Raw genomic sequence first — 21,666 nt, forward strand, 5'->3', positions numbered from 1 at the left:
ACGGCGGCCCGGTGTTAACCTTTAACCGAGCCGGCCGCGATTCCCTCAACAATGTAACGCTGCATAAACAGGTAGAAAATAACGATTGGAGCTACGCCGAGCGTAAGCGCCGGAAGCGCCATATCCCATTGCTTCGTGTATTGCCCGAAGAAGGAGAAGGTCGCCAGCGGAATCGTCCGCAGGTTCGGCGCCTGCAGGATCAGCGACGGAAGCAGATAGTCGTTCCAGATCCCCAGCGCGTTCAGCACGATGATCGTCATGAGCATCGGCTTGAGCAGCGGCAGCACGATCCGGAAGAAAACCGTAACCGGATTACAGCCGTCGACGGTAGCCGCCTCTTCGATTTCCAGCGGAACCGATTTGATGAAGCCGTGGAACAGGAAGATCGCCATCGGAATGCTGAGCCCGAGGTTACAGATGATCAGGCCGGCAATCGTATTGTTGACGCCGAGCACGTTCACCGTTTTCAGGATCGGAATCATGATCGTCTGGAACGGCACCACCATCGCCGCTACGAACAGCAGCAGCAGCAGGCGGTTAAACCAGTTGTCGGCGCGGACCATACGGTAGGCAGCCATGGCCGAGAACAGTGCAATCAGCAGAACGCTGATGATGGTAATGATAATCGAGTTGCGGAACGCCTCGGAGAACCGGGCCAGCTCCCATGCCTTCGAATAGTTGGACCAGACGAATTCGCTTGGCCAGCTCGCGGCATTTTTCAAAATTTCGCCGAAAGACTTGACCGAGTTCGCCAGCAGGAAGTAGAACGGCGAAAGGAACAGCAGCGCCAGCAGGATCATCACGATTTCGGTGACGAACGGCCACCGTTTCGTATTTGCATTCATCAGGCTTCAACCTCCTTGCTCTTCGTAATGCGGACCTGAATGACGGTAATAATGGCCACGATCACAAAGAACAGCAGCGCCTTGGCAGTACCCAGTCCATAACGGTTATTGAGGAATGCTTCGTTGTAAATGTTCATGGCTACGGATTCCGTCGATTTGAACGGTCCGCCTTTGGTCAGGGACAAGTTCAGGTCAAACATTTTGAACGACCAGGAGATCGCCAGGAACAAACCTACCGTAACCGCCGGCATGATCAACGGAAGAATAATGCTGCGGAGCACCTGCAGACGGTTGGCACCATCGATTTCGGCGGCTTCCAGCACTTCTTGCGACACATTGCTCAAGGAAGCGATGTAGATTACCATCAGATAACCCGAAGACTGCCAGATGAAGACGAGCGTGATCGCCCAGAAGCCGGTGATGGCATCGCCGAGCCACGGAAGTTCGAAGAACGACCATCCGGTCAAATCCCCCATCGTAGCGAAGCCTTTAATAAAGATAAACTGCCATATAAAGCCGAGCAGCAAGCCCCCGATGACGTTTGGCATGAAAAAGATCGTCCGGAGCGCATTGCGCGTCTTGAGCGGCTTGGTTAAAAAATAGGCCAGGAAAAAGCCCACGACGTTGGTCAAAATGACACCCAGTACCGTAAATCTGACGGTGAACCAGAAGGAAGACCAGAAGTCCGGGTCATTGGTGAAGATGGTTTTGAAATTATCAAGGCCTACCCAGGCTACATTCCCCGATACGCCGTTCCAGTCCGTGAAGGAGTAATACATCCCCATTGCGAACGGAATGATCATAATCAGAGTGAAAAATAATACGGCCGGGCCGACGAAGAAAGCCTGCTGACCGAGTTGGGACAACTTATTGCCGCGCATATCGCCCGTCCCCCCTTTCTTTTACTCGCTTACTTGTTTATCATCTAAGGATATTATCCGATTTTTCGGACATCCCAAACACCTACGCAGGTGATCAGTCTGGGGTAAAATATTGATCGGAAGTGAGACGTTTCTCCATGAAATGGAATAGTATCCGGACAAAGCTAATTGTTTTTCTATTGTTGCCTATTCTGATCTGCATTATATTGACGATGTATATCAGCTACCAGCACACCACCGATTCGCTCCGTACGCGGGCGGTCGAAGAGAATAAAAGCCTGCTGTTTCAAGGCTCCCAGAACATCGGCAACCTGATCCAGGAGATTAACCGCTTGTCTTTGTCCGTGTATCTGGACTCGGACTTTTACCGCCTGCTCTCCACCGGCTACGATGAAATCTCGGCCAATTCGCGGATTTACTCCTCGCTGAACTATATCTCGACCTCGATGCCCAGCATCTCGCAGGTGTATTTATACGGCGTCAAAGACAGCAAAGCGACGCTGATCGCCCGCAACAGCACGCCGCGGCGCCGGCAGGGCGGACCGCCCGACGTAAATTCCGCCATCTCGGGAACAGAAGCCGTCCAGTTTCAAAGCACGCACACCAGCACGTCCTACGGATTGGTATCGGCCGTCGACCGCGACGCCTCCGAGCCGGTATTTACGCTGCACCGGCGGATCGAAAAGGTGCCGACGACCGAAGCGCTGGGGTATCTGTCCATCGATGTCAGCCTGGACGCGCTCAGCGATATCGTAGGCAAGCTTTACGAGCAGAATCATGAAAAGCTCTATGTATTGGATGACAAAGGGGCGCTGGTCTACGCCAATGAGGCCGAAAAACTCGGCAAGCCGATCAATGCCGCCTGGTACGATCAGAAGATTGCCGGCGCCGGCACCCAAGGATATTTTGAGCAGAACGGCAGCGTGTTTATTTACCAGGCGGTGGAGGCTCCCGGGCTGCACTGGATGCTGGTCAAGCAGATTCCCGGTTCCTATCTGTTCCGGGAGGCGAACGAGGCCACGAAGATCAACATCGCTTTACTCGTTCTGCTGCTCATTGTCATCACGCTGTTGACCATTCTGATCTCGTTCCGCATCACGGCTCCGATCAAGCAGCTTACCAATTATATGAACCAGGTGCAAAGCGGCAATCTGGAGGTGGAGATCCGGCAGGTGGGCAAAGACGAAATCGGCGTGCTGACCCGGCATTTCCGCAGCATGATGGACACGATCAACAATCTGATCCTGCGCGAATACCGGCTGGAGCTGTCGAGCAAAACCAATGAGCTGCGGGCGCTGCAGGCGCAGATCAACCCGCATTTTCTGAACAATACCCTGCAGATCATCGGGACCCTGGCGCTGGAGCTCAAGGTTCCGCAAATTTACGGCCTGCTCTCGGCACTGGCCAAAATGATGCGCTACAGCATGTACAACGACGAGAAAATCGTAACCGTGCAGGATGAACTGACGCATGTGAAGGCTTATATCGAGCTGCAGAAGGAACGTTTTGAAAACCGCTTCGCATTCCGCTACGATATGGAGGAACCGCTGCTGGGGGCGCTGATGCCGAAGATGATTCTCCAGCCGATTGTGGAGAATTACTTCAAGCACGGCTTCAACCTCCAGCGCAGCGACGGCTGGATTGAGATTGCCGGTTCCCGGCTGCCTTCCGGGCGGATGGAGCTGAACATCCGCAACAACGGAAGCCGCATTGCTGCGGACAAGCTGGAGGCGCTGCGGCTTGCGCTCTGCAAGCCGGGCCTGCCGGAGCCTGACGCGCTAAAGACGCCGGACAGCAGACGCGATGCGCCGGGTTCAGGCATCGGGCTGGCGAACGTGCTTGCCCGCCTGCGGCTCGTCTGCGGGGACGATGCGGAATTGACCGTGGACAACCTGGAAGCCGGCGGCGTAGTCGTCCGGCTGGAATTTGAGTTTTTAGTGGAGAGTGATCGGGTATGAAGGCGCTGATTGTAGATGATGAAGCAAGAGTACGCAAGGCGATCCGCCTGCTCGTGGATTGGGAGTCGCACCAAATCGGCGAAATCCTCGAAGCCGGAGGCGGCTATGATGCGATTGAAATGATCCGCGCGGAGAAACCGGCGCTGGTCATTATGGATATGATGATGGACTCCGGGAGCGGCATTGAGCTGATGACCTGGGTCGATGAATATTCCGGGAGCACCAAATTCATCGTGGTCAGCGGGCACAACGATTTTGAATTCGTCCGCCACACGGTCCGCCACGGCGGAATCGATTATATTCTGAAGCCCATTGAAGCCGAGGCGATCAATGCGGCGGTGGCGAAAGCCGTCGCCTCCTGGCGCGAGGAGGAGGCCGAGCGCGGCCACCTCGCCAAGCAGAGCATCCGTCTGAACGAGATCAAGCCAATCTACGGGGAGCGGCTGCTGACGGCGCTGATCGACGATCCCGTGGTCGCCGAGAGCACCCAGCGCCGTCTGATGGCCGAGGGCGTTCTGCCGGCGGAGGTCTCCTCTGCCCGGCTTGTCCTCGTTCAGACGGATGGCGGCGGCAGCCCGCTGCTGAAACGGTTCCGCGGCGACAGCGAGCTGCTGTATTACGCCATCGTGAACATCTGCAACGAATTTCTGCAGCCGGAAGGCAAGGGCATCGCGTTCCGCTATTGGGGCGGCCCCCCGGAGATCGCACTGCTGCTCTTCGAAAGCCGCGAAACGGTAACGGACCTGCTCAGCCGCATCAACGAGGGCCTCTACCACACCCTCCAGCACCGGATGCATTTCGGGATCAGCGAGCCGGGGCAACTTCCGGGCACCTTGCCCCGGCAACGCGCCGAAGCCGCCGAAGCGCTTCGGCGGCGGAATCTGCTGCGGCATGAGGATTACTGCCATTTCCCGCAGGGCAGCGGGGATGGCGGCTGGATTGCCGCGGGTTTGTACCGGTCAGAGGCGGTGCCCGCGCTGACCTTTGCCAAGGTCCAGGAGGACTGGCGGCTGGCCGTGCTCAGCGGGAACCGCGAGACGATGGCTGCCGCCGCGGAATACTGGACCCAGGAGCTTAGCCGCGGCGGCCTCGTCACGCCGGAGATGCTGGAGGTGTGGAAGGCCGACGCGCTGCTGCTGCGCTCCCGGCTGGTCCGGGAGGCATTTGGCGACGAAGCCGGATCGGCGCTTGATGCCCTTGAACAGGCCGACCGGAGGAACCCTGCGCCGGCGCCCGGCGGGTCCTCTTTCTCCCTGTTCGCCTGGCGGGACTGGTCGCTTACGCTGATGGCAGATCTCGCCGAGACGCTCGCCAGCAAAAAGGTCAAGGAACGGAACCCGATGGCGGAAATTCTCCAGTACATCGAGCAGAACTACGCGGCGGATCTATCGCTTCAGGAGGTTGCAGGGAAGTTCTTCGTCAGCCGGGAATACGTGTCCCGCAAGTTTAAACAGGCGTTCGGCATCAACTTCTCCGATTATATCGTGAGCGTGCGGATCGAAAAGGCAAAGCTGCTGCTGCAGAACCCGAACCTCAAGCTGGCGGAAATCTCCGAGATGGTCGGCTTTCACGACGTTAAATATTTCAGTAAAGTCTTCAAAAAGCTAACCGGGCTGACGCCGAAGGATTTTCGTCCCAAGACGGAAGCCTGAACATAGGGAATGCCGCAAAAAAAGTACCGCTTATTGTTGATATAACTCCTTAAACACGTGGAGAGTTTCAACAAATGCGGTACTTCTTTGCATGCAGCTCTTAATACCAGCGTAAAAAGGCTTCAGCCACGGCCTTGCCTGCGTCTCCGTTCGGATGCGGATCGTATTCGTCGCTCATGAATTCGCGGCGGATCCGGTGCTCCTGCGGCGCGGGTTCCGACAATACGGCGGCGATGTCGAAAACGCGGTCAACGCCGGCCGGCGGCTGATTGAGGATGGTCTCATTGACCGTACGCCAGTACGCTTCACGCTCGTCCACGAAGTTGAACGGCGGCACGGTCGAAAGAATGATCCGGGCTTCGCGGTTGGCCGATTTGATGCCGGCGATGATCGTGCCGAGATCGCCGAGCAACTGCTCTGCCGTGCGCTGGCCGATATCCAGATCGTTGACGCCGAGCACGATCAGCACTTCGTCGCCCTGTTGCGCTTTGTGCAGCCAAGGTCCGCCTTCGGCCACGTCATACGCTCGTCCCCAGCCCGAGCCGATGTTCCACAGGCTGTATTCCGTGCCGAGGCCTTCGGCAATCCGGGCGGCCCAGTAGGTATAGCCGTCCTTCTGCGTCCGCACGCCCTGGGTGATAGAGTCGCCAAGGAACACCAGTTTTTTAGTGACCTGTTTCTCGTAGCCGATAAAGGACGGCAACACGAGCAGCTTGTCCGATTCACGGAACGATGCGGCCGATTCCTGACCGGCCCGCTCGCCTTCGGCATCATAGCCCGACGCCAGCATTCCTTCCACATTGAACGGCACCGATTTGCCGCCGGCCTCGGTTGCAATCGTCCAGGTAAAAGCAAGATAATGCCCTTCCGGCAGCGTCAGCCGCGCGGCGTCGCTCCAGAACGTTTCTCCCGGGCTTACCTTCTTCGCGGCTTGCCCGTCAAAAGTGACCGGCACCTGGCTGCCTGCGGCAACCGAGCCGTCCGGGGTCCGCCCGCCGTCTGCGACATAGGCCGCGCGGATCGTCCACGCGCCGCCCGGTTCGCTGCCTGCCGAATCCTGCCCCTGATCCCAGGTGGAATCGACCGCATTGCTATGCCACAATTTCAGCGTCAAATCGCCGGCCTCCCGCACACGTACATAGGTCCGATAGGTACGGGTGAATGGCTCGGGCTCGTTCATGATAAAATTGGCTGCCGCGGACAGCGCTGTAGCGGAAGCGTAGCCGCTCATGGCATACACGCCGTTATTTTCTTGCTGGGTGCTCATAGATGATGCTCCTTCTTTCTGCCTTGGATGAACTAATTATAATCATCCCGTTGTTGCCCGGCTATCAGATATCAGCTTGTTTATAGTACAATTTTGATCCTCCAGCGGGCCTGCGCGCCAGCTTTAGAACGGCATGGCAGCCCCTTGGTGATCGATCATCCACGCTTCACGGTCCGGCTCCACTTCCCGCTCCGCCAGCGCCATAAGGCTTCGTGCCACCTGGCGCGGATCGCCCGGCGCCGCTTCCCCGCCCATCGTCGTGCGGATCCAGCCCGGATGTATGGCATAGACGGCATACCCTTCCGGAGACAGCTTGCTCCGCAGCTGGGCGGTGAAGAAGTTAAGCGCCGCTTTCGACACGGCATACGGATAATCCCCGCCGTATGCGCCGCTGAAGCAGCCGGCCTCCGAGCTGATGTTCATAATGCATGGAGAATCGCTGCCCAACATCAGCGGCAGGAAATGCTTCACAATCCTCATCGGCCCATACAAATTCGTTGCCATCGACTTCTCCATATCGCCGAAGTCCAGCGTTTCGATCGCCTCGTCACGGGCCAGCAGGATCCCGGCATTGTTGACGATTGCGTCCACACGGCCTTCCTCTGCTTCCACGGAAGCACGTGCCGCCGCGATGGCTCTCTCATCCGATACATCAAGCGGAGCTATGCGGATGGCGCCCGGATACTCGTTTTGCAGCTGCCGCAGCGCTTCCGCCCCTTCCATCCGCCGTACCCCCGCGATAACCCGGTGCCCCCGGACTGCCGCTTCGCGCACCAGCTCCAGACCAAGCCCTTGGGCGGCCCCAGTGATCAGCACAATCATTTTTCCTGCCCCTCCCTGTATCTTCCGCGAAATCAATTCCGTCAATCGTTCTCCAGCAGCTCGGTCAAAACCTTCAGTTCGGCAAAGCTGTCCATATACGCATACCGGCCGCCCGTATATTCGCCTTTCTGAATCAGCGGCATATCCTTCTGACCAAATTCGGCGATTTTTGATGCCATGCCGGCAATCCGGAACGCGACGTGATGTACGCCTTCGCCTTTGGCATCCAGGAATTCTCTCCAGGTGGACGGCTCATGATCCGGCTCAATCAGTTCAATCTGCAATTGTCCGCAGTCAAAAAATGCAAGCTTCGCGCGCGCAGCCGTCGGCTGTCCGTTATATTCCGTCCGTGCCTGCTCCGCCGGATCGGTCCAGAACCAGGCCGGCTTCTCTACGCCGAGGAAATCGGCATAGCTTTGCGCTACCTTCTCAATGTCATGTACGACGATGCCGATCTGGGTAATCAGCTGTGTTCCCGGCAATCCCTGATTCATCGTTTATCCCTCCATATTCGTATGCGCTTTCAATAGTGCGGAATATTTGTTACTGTACTGCCGCCAATCCCGGCTGTCAACATCGCAAGCAGCGTAACCCGCCAAACGGTGCGGTTGCATAGTAAAAACCTCCCCGCTTGCGGGGCCGGCCTTTCGGCCGATCTGCGTGCAGGGAGGTATTTCATGCAAGGGTCGTGCGGATTCGTTTAGTTCAACGTGATGCTGAAGGATACGGATTTGGCACCGGCGGCTACGGCAACGGACGTTTCATCCGTTTGCTCAGCGCCCGCTACGGAAGCGATCGTTCCCAGATCTTTCAGGCTCAGCGTAAACGCTTTGCCGCTGCCTTCGGCAGTCACCTTAACGGTTTTGCCTTGGCGCTCTGCTTTGACGGTCAGCTCAGGTTTGCCGCTCATGTCGCGTACGGTTGCCGTTGCCACGGCGCCGTCTTGCAGCGCGTACAGGCCGAAGCTTGCATTATCCGCAAAATCATAGTCCGGACGGGTATCCACCGCGCCGCGGGCCAGCAGCGTGTTCTCGCGAACGTACAGCGGCAGGCTGAAGAAGTCATGCGTTTCTTTCTTCCATACGCCGCCTTGTACGGTTTCGCCGGTCAGGAGATGCGTCCAGCGTCCGGCCGGCAGGTAATATTTCACGCCGCCGTCTTCCTGGAAGATCGGAGCGACGAGCAGGGAATCGCCCAGCATGTACTGGCGGTCGAGCACTTCGCAGGTTGGATCTTCAGGGAATTCCATCACCATGGCGCGCATCGAAGCCCAGCCTTGCTCATGCGCCTGGCCTGCCACGTCGTACAGGTAAGGCATCAGGCTGCATTTGAGCTTCGTGAAGAAGCGGGTAACGTCAACGGCTTCGTCGTCGTATGCCCAAGGCACGCGGTACGAGGTGCTGCCGTGCAGACGGCTGTGGCTGGACAGCAGGCCGAAGGCCAGCCAGCGTTTGAACACATGCGCAGGCGCCGTGTTCTCGAAGCCGCCGATGTCATGGCTCCAGAAGCCAAAACCGGAGAGGCCGAGCGACAGGCCGCCGCGCAAGCTTTCCGCCATCGACTCATAGTCGGCGTAGCAGTCGCCGCCCCAGTGAACCGGGAATTGCTGTCCGCCTGCCGTTGCCGAACGGGCAAATACCGCCGCTTCGTTTTTGCCGAGCTTCTCTTCCAGCACTTCAAATACGACTTTATTGTACAGTTGGGTATAGTAGTTGTGCATTTTGTGCGGATCGGAACCGTCGAAGTACACGACATCGGTAGGAATCCGTTCGCCGAAGTCGGTCTTGAAGCTGTCAACGCCCATGTCGATCAAATCGCGCAGGTAGCCGGCATACCATTCGCAAGCGGCTGGATTCGTGAAGTCCACGATCCCCATGCCTGCTTGCCACAGGTTGGTTTGGTACACGTCGCCGTTTGGTCTTTTGATCAGATAGCCGTTCTTTTTGCCTTCTTCAAAGAGCGGGGAACGTTGTCCGATGTAGGAGTTGATCCATACGCAGATCTTCAGCCCTTTTTCCTTCAGGCGTTTCAGCATGCCCACCGGATCCGGGAATACGCGCTCGTCCCACTGGAAGTCGGTCCATTGGTATTCGCGCATCCAGAAGCAGTCGAAGTGGAATACATGCAGCGGCAGGTCGCGTTCGGCCATGCCTTCCACAAAGGAGTTAACGGTTGCTTCATCGTAGTTGGTCGTGAACGACGTCGTCAGCCACAGGCCAAAGGTCCATGCCGGCGGAAGTGCCGGTTTGCCGGTCAATGTGGTGTATTTCGTGATTACTTCTTTGATGGTCGGTCCGTCGAAAATGAAATATTCCAGGCTTTGGCCGGTCACGCTGAATTGCGCCTTTTTCACTTTTTCCGAAGCGATTTCGTAGGACACGAGTTCCGGATGGTTCACGAATACGCCGTAGCCTTTGCTGGTCACATAGAACGGAATGTTCTTATAAGCCTGCTCGGAGCTGGTGCCGCCGTCTTTGTTCCAGATGTCGACCACTTGGCCGTTTTTGACAAAAGCGGTAAAGCGTTCGCCCAGACCGTAGACGAATTCGCCTACGCCAAGATCCAGCTCTTCGCGCATGTAGGAGTTGCCTTCGCTGTCGGTAATGTAGGCCATCGACTTGTAACCGCTTCCTGTGATGCGCTCGCTGCCGCGGTAGAAATCAACCGCCCATTGTTCGCCTTTACGGACAACAACGCGCAGCCCGCCGGTGATCATCACCGTTTCGGTTTCGGTTTCTTCGATTTGTACATGGTCGCCATTGCCTTTGTTCAGTTCAAACACCGGACCGCGTTCTTGTACGCCGTCATGATGAATGATTTTGACGCCAACTACGCCCGGTTGCGGGGAATGGAATTTAACGGTAAGGAGAGTCGAGTTCAGCGTTGCCGCACGGCCGGTAATCGGCGTCGTTTGGGCAATGGCGGTCATTCCCTCCGAAGTTTTCTCTACTACATAGTTTTGCACGGCACCGTTGATGTTAATGCCATCGCGCACGAGCCACAATCCGTCGGTAAATTTCATGTGAATGCTTGCCACCCTTCAATTTGGTGTTTATAGTTGCATTATAACGATAATATTTCAACAAAACTAATATTTTATAGCTTATTTATAACACGATTTTGATATATTCGAGCATTGGAGGGCAATTTTGATGGACCGTACATCCCAGCGCCAACTCCGCGAGGACCGGGTCCACGGCGACAGCATGTTCCCCGCGGCCGCTTACTGGATCGAACTCCCCGCCGGCGCCCCCGTTCTGGACACCCACTGGCATGAGGAAGCCGAGTTCTTCCTGCTGCTCGAGGGGGAGATCCTGTTCCAGGTCGACACCGAATATTTTCCGCTCAAAGCCGGCGAAGCCGTCTTTATCGAATCCGGCGACATCCATGCCGCATATGCGCTTAAGGAGACGCCGTGCCGGTTCAGCGCACTCGTCTTCCATCCCGATCTTTTGGCCAGCGCCCAATACGACGCCATTCAGCAGTCGGTCATTCTGCCGCTGCAGGAGAAACGCCAAAGCTTCCCCCGCCATCTGACTTTCGCCGTGCCCTGGCAAGGCGAACTGATCGGGCATCTGGAGCGGATGCTTGTTGCCTATGCCGACGGCAAGCCAGGCTATGAAGCTTATATCAAGGGCAGCTTGCTTATTATGCTCTCCTTGATCGCAATTGATCAGCGCGCGGTCAACCGCAGCGCCTCGGACAGCGCCGATACCACCAAAATCAACCGGCTCAAAAAGGTCATCGAATATATCCAGAACAACTACCAGGAGCCGATCCGCACCCGCGACCTGTCGGAGCTCATTCCGATGAGCGAAGGCCAGTTCTGCCGGTTCTTCAAGGCGATGACCCGCAAAACGCCGGTGGATTATATCAACTCCTACCGTATCCGCCAAGCCGCCGACCTGCTGCAGCAGAGCGAACGCAAAATCTCCGACATCGCGCTTGAGGTCGGCTTTGACAATGTCAGCTACTTCATCAAAGTGTTCCGCAAGCTGATGAAATGCTCGCCGTCGGAATTCCGCAAGGAAGAGCGGCGGGGCGTGTAGATTAGCCGTAAAAATACAATGCGGCAGATTTTATGCTAATCGCATAAAGCAGGAGACCGGCAGCTAAGTTCGGCACCCGGCTTCATTGTATTTTATACAACGGATTAGGCAAAAACACGCCAATGATTTGATTCCGTTGTATTTTGTGAAGCGGATTTTCAGTTTTGAGCCATTTTATGGCATTTCCTCAGAATCCATTGTACAAAATACAACAGATTTGAGTTTTACGGCAGAATCAGGCCAATCCGTTGTACTAAATACAATGAAGGCTACGCGTGGTGGGGCGGTGCCAAGTCTGTGGCGGACTTACCAGAACCCGCCACTATAGCTCCAGGACGCAAAAAAGCGCCCCCGCCATCTTCCCGGCGGGGGCGCTTCCCATGCGCTTCAGGTCCCGAAGCGCTGTCTATAACCGCATTTGCGGCACAGCTCCTCCACCGCCTCGCGGCGGGAGAAGCCGTAATAAATGCGGTTGGCCCGTTCGCCCTCGACAATCTCGGCGAACGGCTTCTCGTGCACGTTGCCGAGGCCGATGACGCCCTCGCCGTCGAGACAGCACGGGACCACCGTGCCGTCCACCAGCACTGCCGCCTGGCTGCGCAAGGCGTGGCAGAACCCCTTGCCGTCATCCTCCGGCTCGGTTAAGGCAGGCCATCTGAACTCGTGGTCCTGGTTCAGATAGATGCGCGGCGCGATTTTGACGCCGCTCCCCGGCTGCACCTTCTCTTCGATCCGGTAATCCAGGCCGAAGGCCTCTTCCAGCATCGCCAGCGTCTCGCGGTTGCGCTGGCGCACCGCATTCGTAATATTGTCTTCCGTCAGGTTCCACAGCCGGAAAGAAACCAGCACGCCGGCCGCGGAGACCTCACGCGCAAACGAGATGATCTCCGCGAGATACTTTTCGCGGTTCTCGGAGCCTTCATGCCCGTCGAAGCTGTGCAGCGAGAAGTTCATCTGCCGCAGCGCCGGTTTGCCGAGCAGCTTCGGCCCCGCTTTGCGAATCAAGGTCCCGTTCGTCGTGATGTTGACCTTAAAGCCTTTGGCATGCGCCGCGTCCAGCAGCACGTCAACCTTCGGATGCAGCAGCGGCTCGCCTTTGACATGGAGATAAATGTGGTTCGTATGCGGCCTGATCTCGTCCAGAATATGGTCAAACGTTTCGGGTTTCATGAAATTTTTGGTCCGCGCTGTCGGCGGACAAAAGCTGCAGGCGAGGTTGCAGACGCTTGTAATCTCGATGTACACCTTTTTAAATGTTTTCAAGTGCTGCCCCCCTTTGCATAATACCTTCTTTATTGTAAATCCGAAGCATACCGCAGGCCGATCTGCCGGCGCGCTTCCTCCATGACTTCGGCCACCGCCAGGGAATTGGCATGACTGTTGATGCCGCTTTCCCGCTGGCCGTTTTTCAGCAGATCGATAAACTCCTCCACCTCATAATACATGGACTCGTATACCTGCGGCAGCGTCAGCTCCTCGGAGGATCCGTCGCGGTACTGGATGCGAACCTGATACGGCTGATTAATTTTATCGATGACCATCGTTGCGTTTTCGCCCTGGATTTCTGCCGGAAGATACGAATCGGTCATTTTGGAGTGCATCACAACCGCATCCATATCCTTATATTTCATGACCATGCTGCCTTCGCCGTCGACGCCGGAAGCGAGCATCACGCCTGTGGCCTTGACCTGTTCCGGCTTGCCGAACAACACGACCATCGGGTACAGGCAGTAAATGCCGAGATCCATCAGCGAGCCGTTCGAAAATTCCGGATTAAAGGCGTTCAGCACCGTTCCCTGACGGTAGGCATCGTACCGCGAAGAGTATTGGCAATAGCTGGCGAAATAGCGACGTACCTGGCCCAGCTTGTACAGATTGTCGCGGATGACGCCGAAATTCGGCATCACCGTCGATTTCATCGCTTCCATGAAAAGCACATCGTTGCGTTGGGCCGCTTCGATCATAGCCTGAATTTCCGCGCTGTTGGAGGCCGCCGGTTTTTCGCACAGCACATGCTTGCCGTGGTTCATACAGACGATGGCCTGCTCCGCATGTTTGGAATTGGGGCTGGCGATATACACCGCATCCACTTCGGGGCTTTGCACCATTTCTTCCAGACTCGTATAAATGGCCGCGCCCGCATATTTGGCGGCAAACGCCCGGCCCTTCTCCTCGGTGCGGGAATAAACGGCGGTAAGAATAAACTCCTCGTTCTCCAACCCGGCTTGCACAAAGCGGTCCGTAATCCAGTTGGTGCCGATAACCCCGAAACGAATTGTCATGATGATCCCGTCCTTTTTGATGTTCTTTTCACTACCCAAGTCCAATTCACCTAAAAGCTATTTTCGCATTCCTCAGGGAGAAATGTCTACTTTTTCGACGGATTTCGCTAAAATTCCAGCAAGAACGGTTTGGCGGACGCAAAAATGACGGGCAAACCGCAAGGCTTGCACGTCATGGATGGTTATAAACCGCGAATCGGCTATTTCGCTTCGTAGAATCCGACCAGTTCCCGCGTAATCGTCGGCTTGTCGTTCACCACAAGCGTCATATGCTGCGGCAAGGAGGACAATGAGGCAATTTCCGCCGGGAAGGTCTGCTGGATGCCAGTCAGCGAGATGGCTTCGTCGAACTTGGCCGGATGCGCCGTAGCAAAGGTAATGCCGATCTCATCCTGACCGCTGAAGGCTTCATAGGCAGCGATACCGCAGGCCGTATGCGGGTCGAGCAGATAGCCGTAGGTCTGATTGTATTTGCTGATGATCTCCAGGCATGGGCCGTTTTTGACGCCAAGCGCGGAGAAATCCTGCTGCACCTGGGCCAGCAGCTCGCCCGAGACTGTGATTTTCCCCTCGGACTGCAGTTTGGCCATGTACTCGGACAGCTTCACTGCATCCTCGCCCAGCAGATAATACAGATACCGCTCGAAATTGCTGGCCACCTGGATATCCATCGACGGGCTGTGGGTGCTCGTGAATTCGCCCGGCTTGTACTCTCCAGTCGACACGAAGCGTTCCAGAATGTTGTTTTCGTTGGTGGCGATGATCAGCTTGTTGATCGGCAGGCCCATCTTTTTGGCCAGGAAGCCGGAGAATATATTGCCGAAGTTGCCGGATGGCACGCTGATATTGATCTTGCGGCCCCCGCTGTTCTCTACATGCAGGTAGGCGTAGAAATAATAAACGGTTTGCGCCAGGATGCGCACAAAGTTAATCGAGTTGATCGCCCGCAGATGGTACCGTCCCTTGAACTCCAGGTCGGCAAACAATTCCTTAATCACTTTCTGGCAGTCGTCGAAATTGCCTTCCACGGACAGATTAAGCACATTGCTGTCATCGACGGTCGTCATTTGCAGCTCCTGAACCTTGCTGACCTTGCCGTGCGGATGCAGGATACAGATTTTGATGCCTTCCTTGCCGCGCACGCCCGCAATGGCCGCCGCTCCGGTATCGCCGGAGGTTGCGCCGAGAATATGGATGATTTCGCCCCGCACGCGGGCAATATAGGAATACAGCTCGCCCATGAACTGCAGCGCCACGTCTTTGAACGCAAAGGTCGGACCATGGAACAGCTCCAGCACGTACAGCGAGTCGTTGACTTGATGCAGCGGCGTCACTTCCGGCGCACGGAAGTTACCGTAGCTGGCATCCACCATCTTTTTCAGATCGTCGTAAGGGATCTCGTCGTTGGTATAGTAGGAGAAGATCTCAAGAAACAGCTCCTGAAAGCTCAGGCTCTTCCATTTCTCCAGCGTCTCCTCCGAAACCGTCGGTATTTGAAAAGGAACCATCAAGCCGCCGTCGTCCGCCAGTCCCATCAGAACCGTGTCGATAAAACCGCGCGCCTCCACTTTGCCTCTAGTGCTGATATACTCCATTACCTGCCTCATCCTCCCTGAACCCCTCTTGAGAATTGTCTCTATAACCGAATCGCAAAACGTAAGCTCATTCTATATTAACACGTTTAAGCGTTAAAGTCCGTTACTTCTCCTTGGATTCTAATTAAATTGAACTGAGAATTTCCGAGTATTCGGCCAGTTACAACTACGGTGAGTGTTTGGACTTCCGGCCGCTGTTGTTTCCAGATTTCCTGATTATACCGCTTTTCGCGGTTCAAATCCGGAAACAAAGGCGATCGCTATCGCTCCTACAGTTCCAAACATCCCCTCCGCTGCTCCTTACCTATACTCAAACTTTCCAGTTCAATTTCCGTTATTTCTTCTGCAGCTCGCGCCAGACGGTTTTGTTGCTGTATTTCTTCTCGATGCTGACATCCTGGCCGAACCAGGCGGGCGGCACGAAGCTTTGCGCATCCTCCAAGGAGTCAAACTCCACCTCCAGCACCGAAAGCTGCAGCTGGCTGTAAAAATCCATCTCGATCGTAATCCCGTTCCAAACGGCCGTTACCCGTTCCTTGACCAGCGCAATCTTCTGCACCGCATCGATCATCTGCTGGTACAGCCCTGCCGAGATCTCATATTCGATCTCCTTGCGGCTGATGCCCAGCCCGTCCTTGAACGTATGCGTAAACGTAACCTCTCCCGTATCGAGGTCGGTGATTTTGCGGACGCGCAGCTCCTGCCCTTCTTCAATGGCCAGATACGTCTGGTCGATGCTGTGCCGGGTCAGCACCTGAATCTGCCCTTGTCCGATCAAATCCGCCGGATATTCCGGCAGCAGAAATTTGCGTTCGATTTCCATGCCCATCGTTGTCTCTCTCCTTCGGAATGCCACTGCGATATATTATTTATCATCATAGGTTCGGGTAACCGTCAAGTCAATCCAAAACCCTTTATTAGATGAAAAAAAAGCATGCGGCCGCTCCGGCGCCAAAGAAGCGCGGAGAGCCGCATGCTGGCCGCGCGTGGCGCGGAAAGGCTGCGTTTCGTTATTCGATATAGTCGGCCATCGAAGAGACGGCAAGCCCCTTCGGCGCAGCCGGAACAAAGTGCTGCTCCCCGCCGCTGCGGAGCAGGAAGGATACCGTCTTCGGCTGTCCCGGAAGTAGGTCGAAGAAATTGTCGCTGAAAATGCCTTCGTCCTCGGCCGTCAGATAGACGCCGCGGGCCAGCACATTGCTGCTGACGGTGTATTTGAGGCCGCCGCTGCCCGGAACCTCCTGAATCGTCAGCTCAGGCGTAGCGAGACGGATCTCTTTGGGCGCTGCGAAATAGTGCAGCTTGCGGGCCAGCTCTTCCCCGCCCTGCTCCAGCGTTGCCACGAGCACCGCTTGATCAACCGCCGTGCTGCCCAGAAGCTCGGCTGCCGAAATCGAGAAGACCACTGCTGCGGAATCCGCTGCCAGCATCACCGGCTGTGCGATTGCCTTGAGCAATTCGCCGCCGAAGCTGTACAAGCCGAGCTTCAGCTCCGCTTCCACCGGCTTGCGCAGGTCGGACACGGCATGAACATGAATATTCTCGCCGTCCGTGCCGTCGATGGAGAGCAGAAGATCGCGGAAGCTTTCTTTTACCGTATACTGAAGCGCCTTCCAGCGTCCGTAATAATCCATGCCCGCCCAGGAAGCGACCGGCCAGCAGTCGTTCATCTGCCAGTACAGCGTACCCATGCAATACGGCTTGTTTCTCCGGTGGCTTTCAATCGCCATGCGGATGGCATCCGCCTGCAGAATATGGCTCATGTACAGGAACGAAGGGAAATTCTTCGGCTTCGGCAAATAGATGTCCATATATTCCTTGATCAGCAGGTTGCCGCGTCCGTTCTTCTGATGCGCCAGCATCACCTTCGACTCCAGCTCCATGTCGGCATCCTCGGCATAACTCAGCACCGATTTCAGTTCCGGGAACGACTGGAAGCCGTATTCGCTCATGAAGCGGCCGACCTTGACGTTGTAATTCTCGAAAGGCTCGATGGCATGCCAGACGCCCCAATAATGGATGTCGCCTTCTCCCGTAATGCCGGTCGCATGCTGGTTAATGTCGCCGGTAACGCCGCGCATCGGGGAGGACGGCCAGTAAGCGATGTCTGCGTGCAGCTCTGCCACGGCCTTAGGCAGGATGACATGAAAAATCTCCTGATAGTCGCTCCACAGCTTCTCGCGGAGTTCGCTGCTGAAGTTCCGCTTCCAGCCCCAGCCCGCATCCTCCTCGTAATGCGACCAGGCCGAATCGATTTCGTTGTTGCCGCACCACAGGGCAATCGACGGATGATTGCGGAGTCTGCGCACATTGTATTCCGCCTCCAGACGCACGCTCTCCAGGAATTCCGCATCACCCGGATACATGCTGCAGGCAAACATGAAGTCCTGCCAGACGAGCAGGCCATATTCATCGCACAGCCGGTAGAAGACTTCTTCTTCATAGAAGCCGCCGCCCCAGACCCGCAGCATATTCATGCCGGAGAGGGCTGCCGATTCGATTTCATGGCGGTAGCGTTCTTCCGTTACTTCCGTGATGAAGCTGTCGTTTGGTATGTGATTGGCGCCTTTGGCGAAGACCGGAACGCCGTTCACTTCAAAATAAAAGCTCGTGCCGCGCGCGTCGGGCTTGCGGATCAGCTTGATCTCCCGCAGGCCGGTCGTCACGTTTGCTTCGGTAACCACCGTCTCCTGCGCGAGCAGCGCCGCACTGAATTCGTACAGCTCGGGTTCGCCCAGTCCCCGGCACCACCACAACCGCGGCTGGTCGATGACCAGATCCAGCTCCACGGTCTGCTTGCCCGGCTGCAGCGATACGGCGCGCGTCCACTCCTGCCCGTCCGCGGTAATCCGCAGCGTGCCCTCCCAGGCTTCCGGCGCGTCGATTTCCGCCACCGCGGTCAGTCGCGCCGCTTGTGCCTTCACTTCGTTCTGGCGAATGTACAGGTCGCTGATCTCTGCCGCTTCGCGGCCCTTCAGTACCGCTTCACGCCAGATACCTGCGGTCAGGAATCTCGGACCCCAGTCCCAGCCGTAATGATAAGGCGCTTTGCGCGCGAACACGCTGATCTGCTGCCCCTCAAGACCGCCCAGCTCCGATTGGTCGTTCGGTGCCGGCAGGGCATAGCCAAGCTGCTCCAGCTTCGGCAGATCCTCGTTCACCGGCGAGCGGAACTTCACGAGAATTTCGTTCGGGCCGGCTTTAATCAGTCCTTTGACGTCCACCGTCCAGGCGCGAAACATGTTATCCGCGGCCAGCGCATGAACACCGTTGACGAACACGTCGGCATACGTATCCAGGCCGTCAAATTGAAGCTCCGCCACCGGAAGCTGCAGCCATTCCTCGCCGAGCTCAAGCGTCGTGCGGTATTCCCAGTCCAGTTTATCGATCCATTGCAAATCATGTTCGTTCGTTCCATAGAACGGTTCGGTAATTTTACCGTTTGCAAGCAAATCGGTATGCACTGTGCCCGGCACTTTGGCCGGCAGCCATTCATGTTCCAGGCAGGCTTTAAACTGCCAATCCGCTAATACCAGATGTTTCTGCTTCATAAGTCCCTCCTGCTACTCTATCGCTTGGAATGAATAAAAAACGTTATTTTTGTTATCAAAATGTTATCACCATCCCATTATAATTGCATAACGAAAACAAATAAAGCAGAAATCTTCGCTTCCGCCAAGAAAACATTGCGGTTTCGCCAAGAATCCGCCACTATTGGAACAGATGAAAGGAGACTTGACCATGTTTGAAGCATCCCCCTTCCCGGGCGGCCGCAGTCAAGGCGACGAGATCAGCGTATACGACACCTCAGAGCTCTACGGCGAGAAGGGCCGTTTCCGCGTGCTGCAGTTCTCCGGCGAAGCGGCACAGGGCGCGCTGGATCTGGAACAACCCCGGCGGATCGTTTTTGAATACCCGCGGGCCATGATTCACCTGATGGAGCATAATATGGCTTATTTCGAGGACGTCTTTATGATTGGACACGGCATCGGTACGATAGCCGGCCACTATCCCGATAAGCGCTTCAAGGTAGCGGAGATTCATCCCGATATCGTTCGCCTGAGCCGGGAGCATTTCGGCTATTCGCTCGACAACGTGACCATCGGAGACGGACGGGCACTGCTTGCCCTGGAACCGGATCGGCGTTACGACTACATTATTGTGGACGCTTTTACTTCTTCCGGAACGCCGCAGCATCTGTGTTCCAGCGAGTTTTTCGCCCTGACCCGCAGCAAGCTGCACCGCCGGGGTTATCTTCTGCTGAACCTCATGGGCCGCAGCGACAACGACCGTAAGATCAGCGCCGTACTTACAACGCTCGGCGAGCACTATAGCCATGCCATGGCGTTTGCCCTTTTATCCGGCGGCCCCGCCGATCTCTGCAACTTCATCCTGATCGCCGGGGACCAGCCTATCCGTTACCAGGCGCGGCATTTGGCCGGCTTTACGGAAACGGAACCGGCTCAGGGCCATATCATCCGGGATTCCCGGTGACCGTCGCCAGGCCTGTCTTTTTTTTGTTAAAATAAAACGGTCGGCGCATCCTATACTCTATACTCAAGATCGCGCCAGTCACGACTAACGGAGGCAAAACGCAGTGGACTACATTATTCTGGACATCGAATTCAACGGCCGCAAATTTGCCAGCGAGCACCCGATGGAAGTCATTGAGATCGGGGCTGTCCGCCTGGATGAATCGTTTAACGTCAAGGATGAATTTTCTTCCTTGATCAAACCGATATATTTTGCTACGCTCAATTCCTTTATCAAGAAAAAAACCGGCATCCCGCAAGAAGAGATCGACGTTGCGCCGCGGTTTCCGAAGGTGATTGCCGCCTTCCGCAAATGGCTTGACGAGAGCAAGGACGGCGTACTGCTCCTGACCTGGGGCGGCGAGGACATGAAGCGGATCATTCAGGACGTGCGGATGCATAAGCTGGATGATGCGTATTGGCTGGAAGCAACTTACTTCGATCTGCTCAAAGGAGTACTGCGGGCCCGCGGGCTGACGAACGATGTCAGCGTGGAAGGCGCCATGGCACTCTATGGGCTGGAGCCTTCCGGCTCGGCGCACCGGGCGCTGGACGACGCAAAAATGACGGCCGAAATTTTCCGCGCCGCCTTCGGCGAACTGGATTTCAGCCATGCCCAACATTATAAGGACACCTTCTCCAACGCCCGTGAACGCAAAACCGTCAAAATCGCCATCAAAGCGATGACCGCGCAAAAGGTCGTTCCAACCTGGGAGCTCGTGGCCGAGCATTACTTTTCCGCCGAAGGCGCGCTTGACGACCCACGCAAGGTAGCAGAGCTGAAGGCGTATTTCGCGGAGCAGCTCGGGAAGAAATAACCTTAACTGCCGACCTGGCGGCGGTTCTCCGGGCTGAGCGGCTTCCGGAACCGCCGTTTTCTTTTTCGCCAAAAAGTGTTGACCTTCACGCAACGTCAAGGTGTACAGTGGGTTTGTAAGCAGCCGCTTGCGGCATTTACAGTGATGCGGTTTCCCGGGTTCATGGGCCGTTACCGCTTGTAGGAGGCAGATGCATCATGGAATATACCGTGCAAAAGCTCGGCGCGATGGCTGGAATCAGCACGCGGACCCTGCGTTATTACGACGAGCTTGGCCTGCTGCGGCCGGCGCGAATCAACACCTCCGGATACCGGATCTACGGGCAAGCCGAAGTCGACCGGCTTCAGCAGATCCTGTTTTACCGGGAGCTTGGATTCAGCCTGGAGACGATCAAGGAGATTGTTACTTCCCCCTCCTTTGATCCGTCGGAGGCGCTGAAGGAGCACAGGCATAAGCTGCTTCAGCGCAGGGAGCAACTGGATGCGCTCATTGCAAATGTCGAGAATACCTTGGCTGCTGCGGAAGGGAGATTGACGATGAAGGATCAGGATAAATTTAAGGGCTTTAAGCAGAAGCTGATTGACGATAACGAAGCGAAATACGGGACGGAAATCCGCGAGAAGTACGGCGAGGAAGCGGTGGAGAAATCAAATCGGGTGCTGAAAAACATGACCGAGGAGCAATATGCCGCCATCCAGCAGATCGAAACGGAAATGTTCGCCGCGCTGGAACAAGCCATGGAAGAAGGTGTTCCGGCAAGCGAGCTTGCGCAAAAGGCCGCCGATCTGCACCGCCAGTGGCTCTCCTTCTACTGGGACTCGTATACGAAGGAAGCCCATGCCCGCGTGGCCCAAATGTACGTCGATGACGAGCGTTTTACCGCTTATTACGACAAGCGCCGGCCGGGGCTGGCAGAATTTCTGCGCGACGCCGTCCATGTGTATACCGGAATGAAGCCATAGAAC

At 56.1% G+C, this 21,666-nt stretch carries 17 protein-coding genes; 6 read left to right on the forward strand and 11 right to left on the reverse strand.

Features of this window, described 5'->3' with window-relative positions:
- Positions 1-14: 14 nt before the first annotated feature.
- A complete protein-coding gene (locus tag BMW84_RS14690; RefSeq protein WP_091069650.1) occupies positions 15-845 on the reverse strand; it encodes a carbohydrate ABC transporter permease in 831 nt (276 codons plus the stop codon).
- Entirely contained in the window at positions 845-1,726 is an 882-nt protein-coding gene (locus tag BMW84_RS14695) for a carbohydrate ABC transporter permease (protein WP_091069652.1), read from the reverse strand. Before BMW84_RS14695 ends, BMW84_RS14690 begins: the two co-directional genes overlap by 1 nt.
- 137 nt (positions 1,727-1,863) lie before the next feature.
- Between BMW84_RS14695 and BMW84_RS14700 the strand changes: the two genes are divergently transcribed.
- Together BMW84_RS14700 and BMW84_RS14705 are read left to right on the forward strand one after the other, a co-directional pair.
- A complete protein-coding gene (locus tag BMW84_RS14700; protein WP_091069653.1) occupies positions 1,864-3,684 on the forward strand; it encodes a cache domain-containing sensor histidine kinase in 1,821 nt (606 codons plus the stop codon).
- The gene (locus tag BMW84_RS14705; protein WP_091069654.1) at positions 3,681-5,336 is read left to right on the forward strand and encodes a response regulator transcription factor; all 1,656 of its coding nucleotides are present in this window, start codon (positions 3,681-3,683) and stop codon (positions 5,334-5,336) included. The genes BMW84_RS14700 and BMW84_RS14705 overlap by 4 nt, the downstream gene beginning before the upstream one ends.
- Positions 5,337-5,436: 100 nt before the next feature.
- On the opposite strand, the gene BMW84_RS14710 is transcribed toward BMW84_RS14705, so the two are convergent.
- From BMW84_RS14710 to yicI, 4 genes are all read right to left on the reverse strand, one after another.
- Positions 5,437-6,603, reverse strand: a complete 1,167-nt coding sequence (locus BMW84_RS14710; RefSeq protein WP_091069656.1) for an SGNH/GDSL hydrolase family protein — start codon at positions 6,601-6,603, stop codon at positions 5,437-5,439.
- A 123-nt stretch (positions 6,604-6,726) separates the two neighbouring features.
- Positions 6,727-7,425 (reverse strand): SDR family NAD(P)-dependent oxidoreductase, encoded by a 699-nt coding sequence (locus BMW84_RS14715; RefSeq protein ID WP_091069658.1) that lies wholly within the window; start codon positions 7,423-7,425, stop codon positions 6,727-6,729.
- A gap of 41 nt (positions 7,426-7,466) precedes the next feature.
- Complete coding sequence (locus tag BMW84_RS14720; RefSeq protein WP_091069659.1) at positions 7,467-7,919, reverse strand: VOC family protein; 453 nt, start codon at positions 7,917-7,919, stop codon at positions 7,467-7,469.
- Positions 7,920-8,125: 206 nt separating this feature from the next.
- Positions 8,126-10,447 (reverse strand): alpha-xylosidase, encoded by a 2,322-nt coding sequence (gene yicI, locus BMW84_RS14725; RefSeq protein ID WP_091069661.1) that lies wholly within the window; start codon positions 10,445-10,447, stop codon positions 8,126-8,128.
- 130 nt (positions 10,448-10,577) lie between these two features.
- Here yicI and BMW84_RS14730 point away from each other — a divergent pair, with 130 nt between their 5' ends.
- Entirely contained in the window at positions 10,578-11,474 is an 897-nt protein-coding gene (locus BMW84_RS14730) for an AraC family transcriptional regulator (protein ID WP_091069662.1), read from the forward strand.
- A gap of 387 nt (positions 11,475-11,861) precedes the next feature.
- Here the strand turns inward: BMW84_RS14730 and BMW84_RS14735 are convergent, their stop codons facing one another.
- From BMW84_RS14735 to BMW84_RS14755, 5 genes are all read right to left on the reverse strand, one after another.
- Positions 11,862-12,737 carry a radical SAM/SPASM domain-containing protein gene (locus BMW84_RS14735; protein WP_091069664.1) on the reverse strand — a complete coding sequence of 292 codons (876 nt, stop codon included), beginning with the start codon at positions 12,735-12,737 and terminating at the stop codon, positions 11,862-11,864.
- 29 nt (positions 12,738-12,766) lie between these two features.
- Positions 12,767-13,756 (reverse strand): Gfo/Idh/MocA family protein, encoded by a 990-nt coding sequence (locus BMW84_RS14740; RefSeq protein ID WP_091069777.1) that lies wholly within the window; start codon positions 13,754-13,756, stop codon positions 12,767-12,769.
- Positions 13,757-13,956: 200 nt separating this feature from the next.
- Positions 13,957-15,351: a threonine synthase gene (thrC, locus tag BMW84_RS14745; RefSeq protein WP_091069666.1), complete on the reverse strand. Its 1,395-nt coding sequence runs from the start codon at positions 15,349-15,351 to the stop codon at positions 13,957-13,959.
- 334 nt (positions 15,352-15,685) lie between these two features.
- Positions 15,686-16,180 (reverse strand): CYTH domain-containing protein, encoded by a 495-nt coding sequence (locus BMW84_RS14750; RefSeq protein WP_091069667.1) that lies wholly within the window; start codon positions 16,178-16,180, stop codon positions 15,686-15,688.
- Positions 16,181-16,361: 181 nt separating this feature from the next.
- Positions 16,362-18,902, reverse strand: coding sequence for a beta-mannosidase (locus BMW84_RS14755; RefSeq protein WP_091069669.1), 2,541 nt, complete (start codon positions 18,900-18,902; stop codon positions 16,362-16,364).
- A gap of 190 nt (positions 18,903-19,092) precedes the next feature.
- Here BMW84_RS14755 and BMW84_RS14760 point away from each other — a divergent pair, with 190 nt between their 5' ends.
- From BMW84_RS14760 to BMW84_RS14770, 3 genes are all read left to right on the forward strand, one after another.
- Entirely contained in the window at positions 19,093-19,845 is a 753-nt protein-coding gene (locus tag BMW84_RS14760) for a spermidine synthase (protein WP_091069670.1), read from the forward strand.
- A 103-nt stretch (positions 19,846-19,948) separates the two neighbouring features.
- Complete coding sequence (locus tag BMW84_RS14765; protein ID WP_091069672.1) at positions 19,949-20,701, forward strand: 3'-5' exonuclease; 753 nt, start codon at positions 19,949-19,951, stop codon at positions 20,699-20,701.
- Positions 20,702-20,898: 197 nt separating this feature from the next.
- On the forward strand, positions 20,899-21,663 hold the full coding sequence (locus BMW84_RS14770; RefSeq protein WP_091069674.1) for a MerR family transcriptional regulator: 765 nt from the start codon (positions 20,899-20,901) through the stop codon (positions 21,661-21,663).
- Positions 21,664-21,666: the final 3 nt, after the last annotated feature.

Source organism: Paenibacillus sp. NFR01 (assembly GCF_900111565.1).
Taxonomy (GTDB): domain Bacteria; phylum Bacillota; class Bacilli; order Paenibacillales; family Paenibacillaceae; genus Paenibacillus_AQ.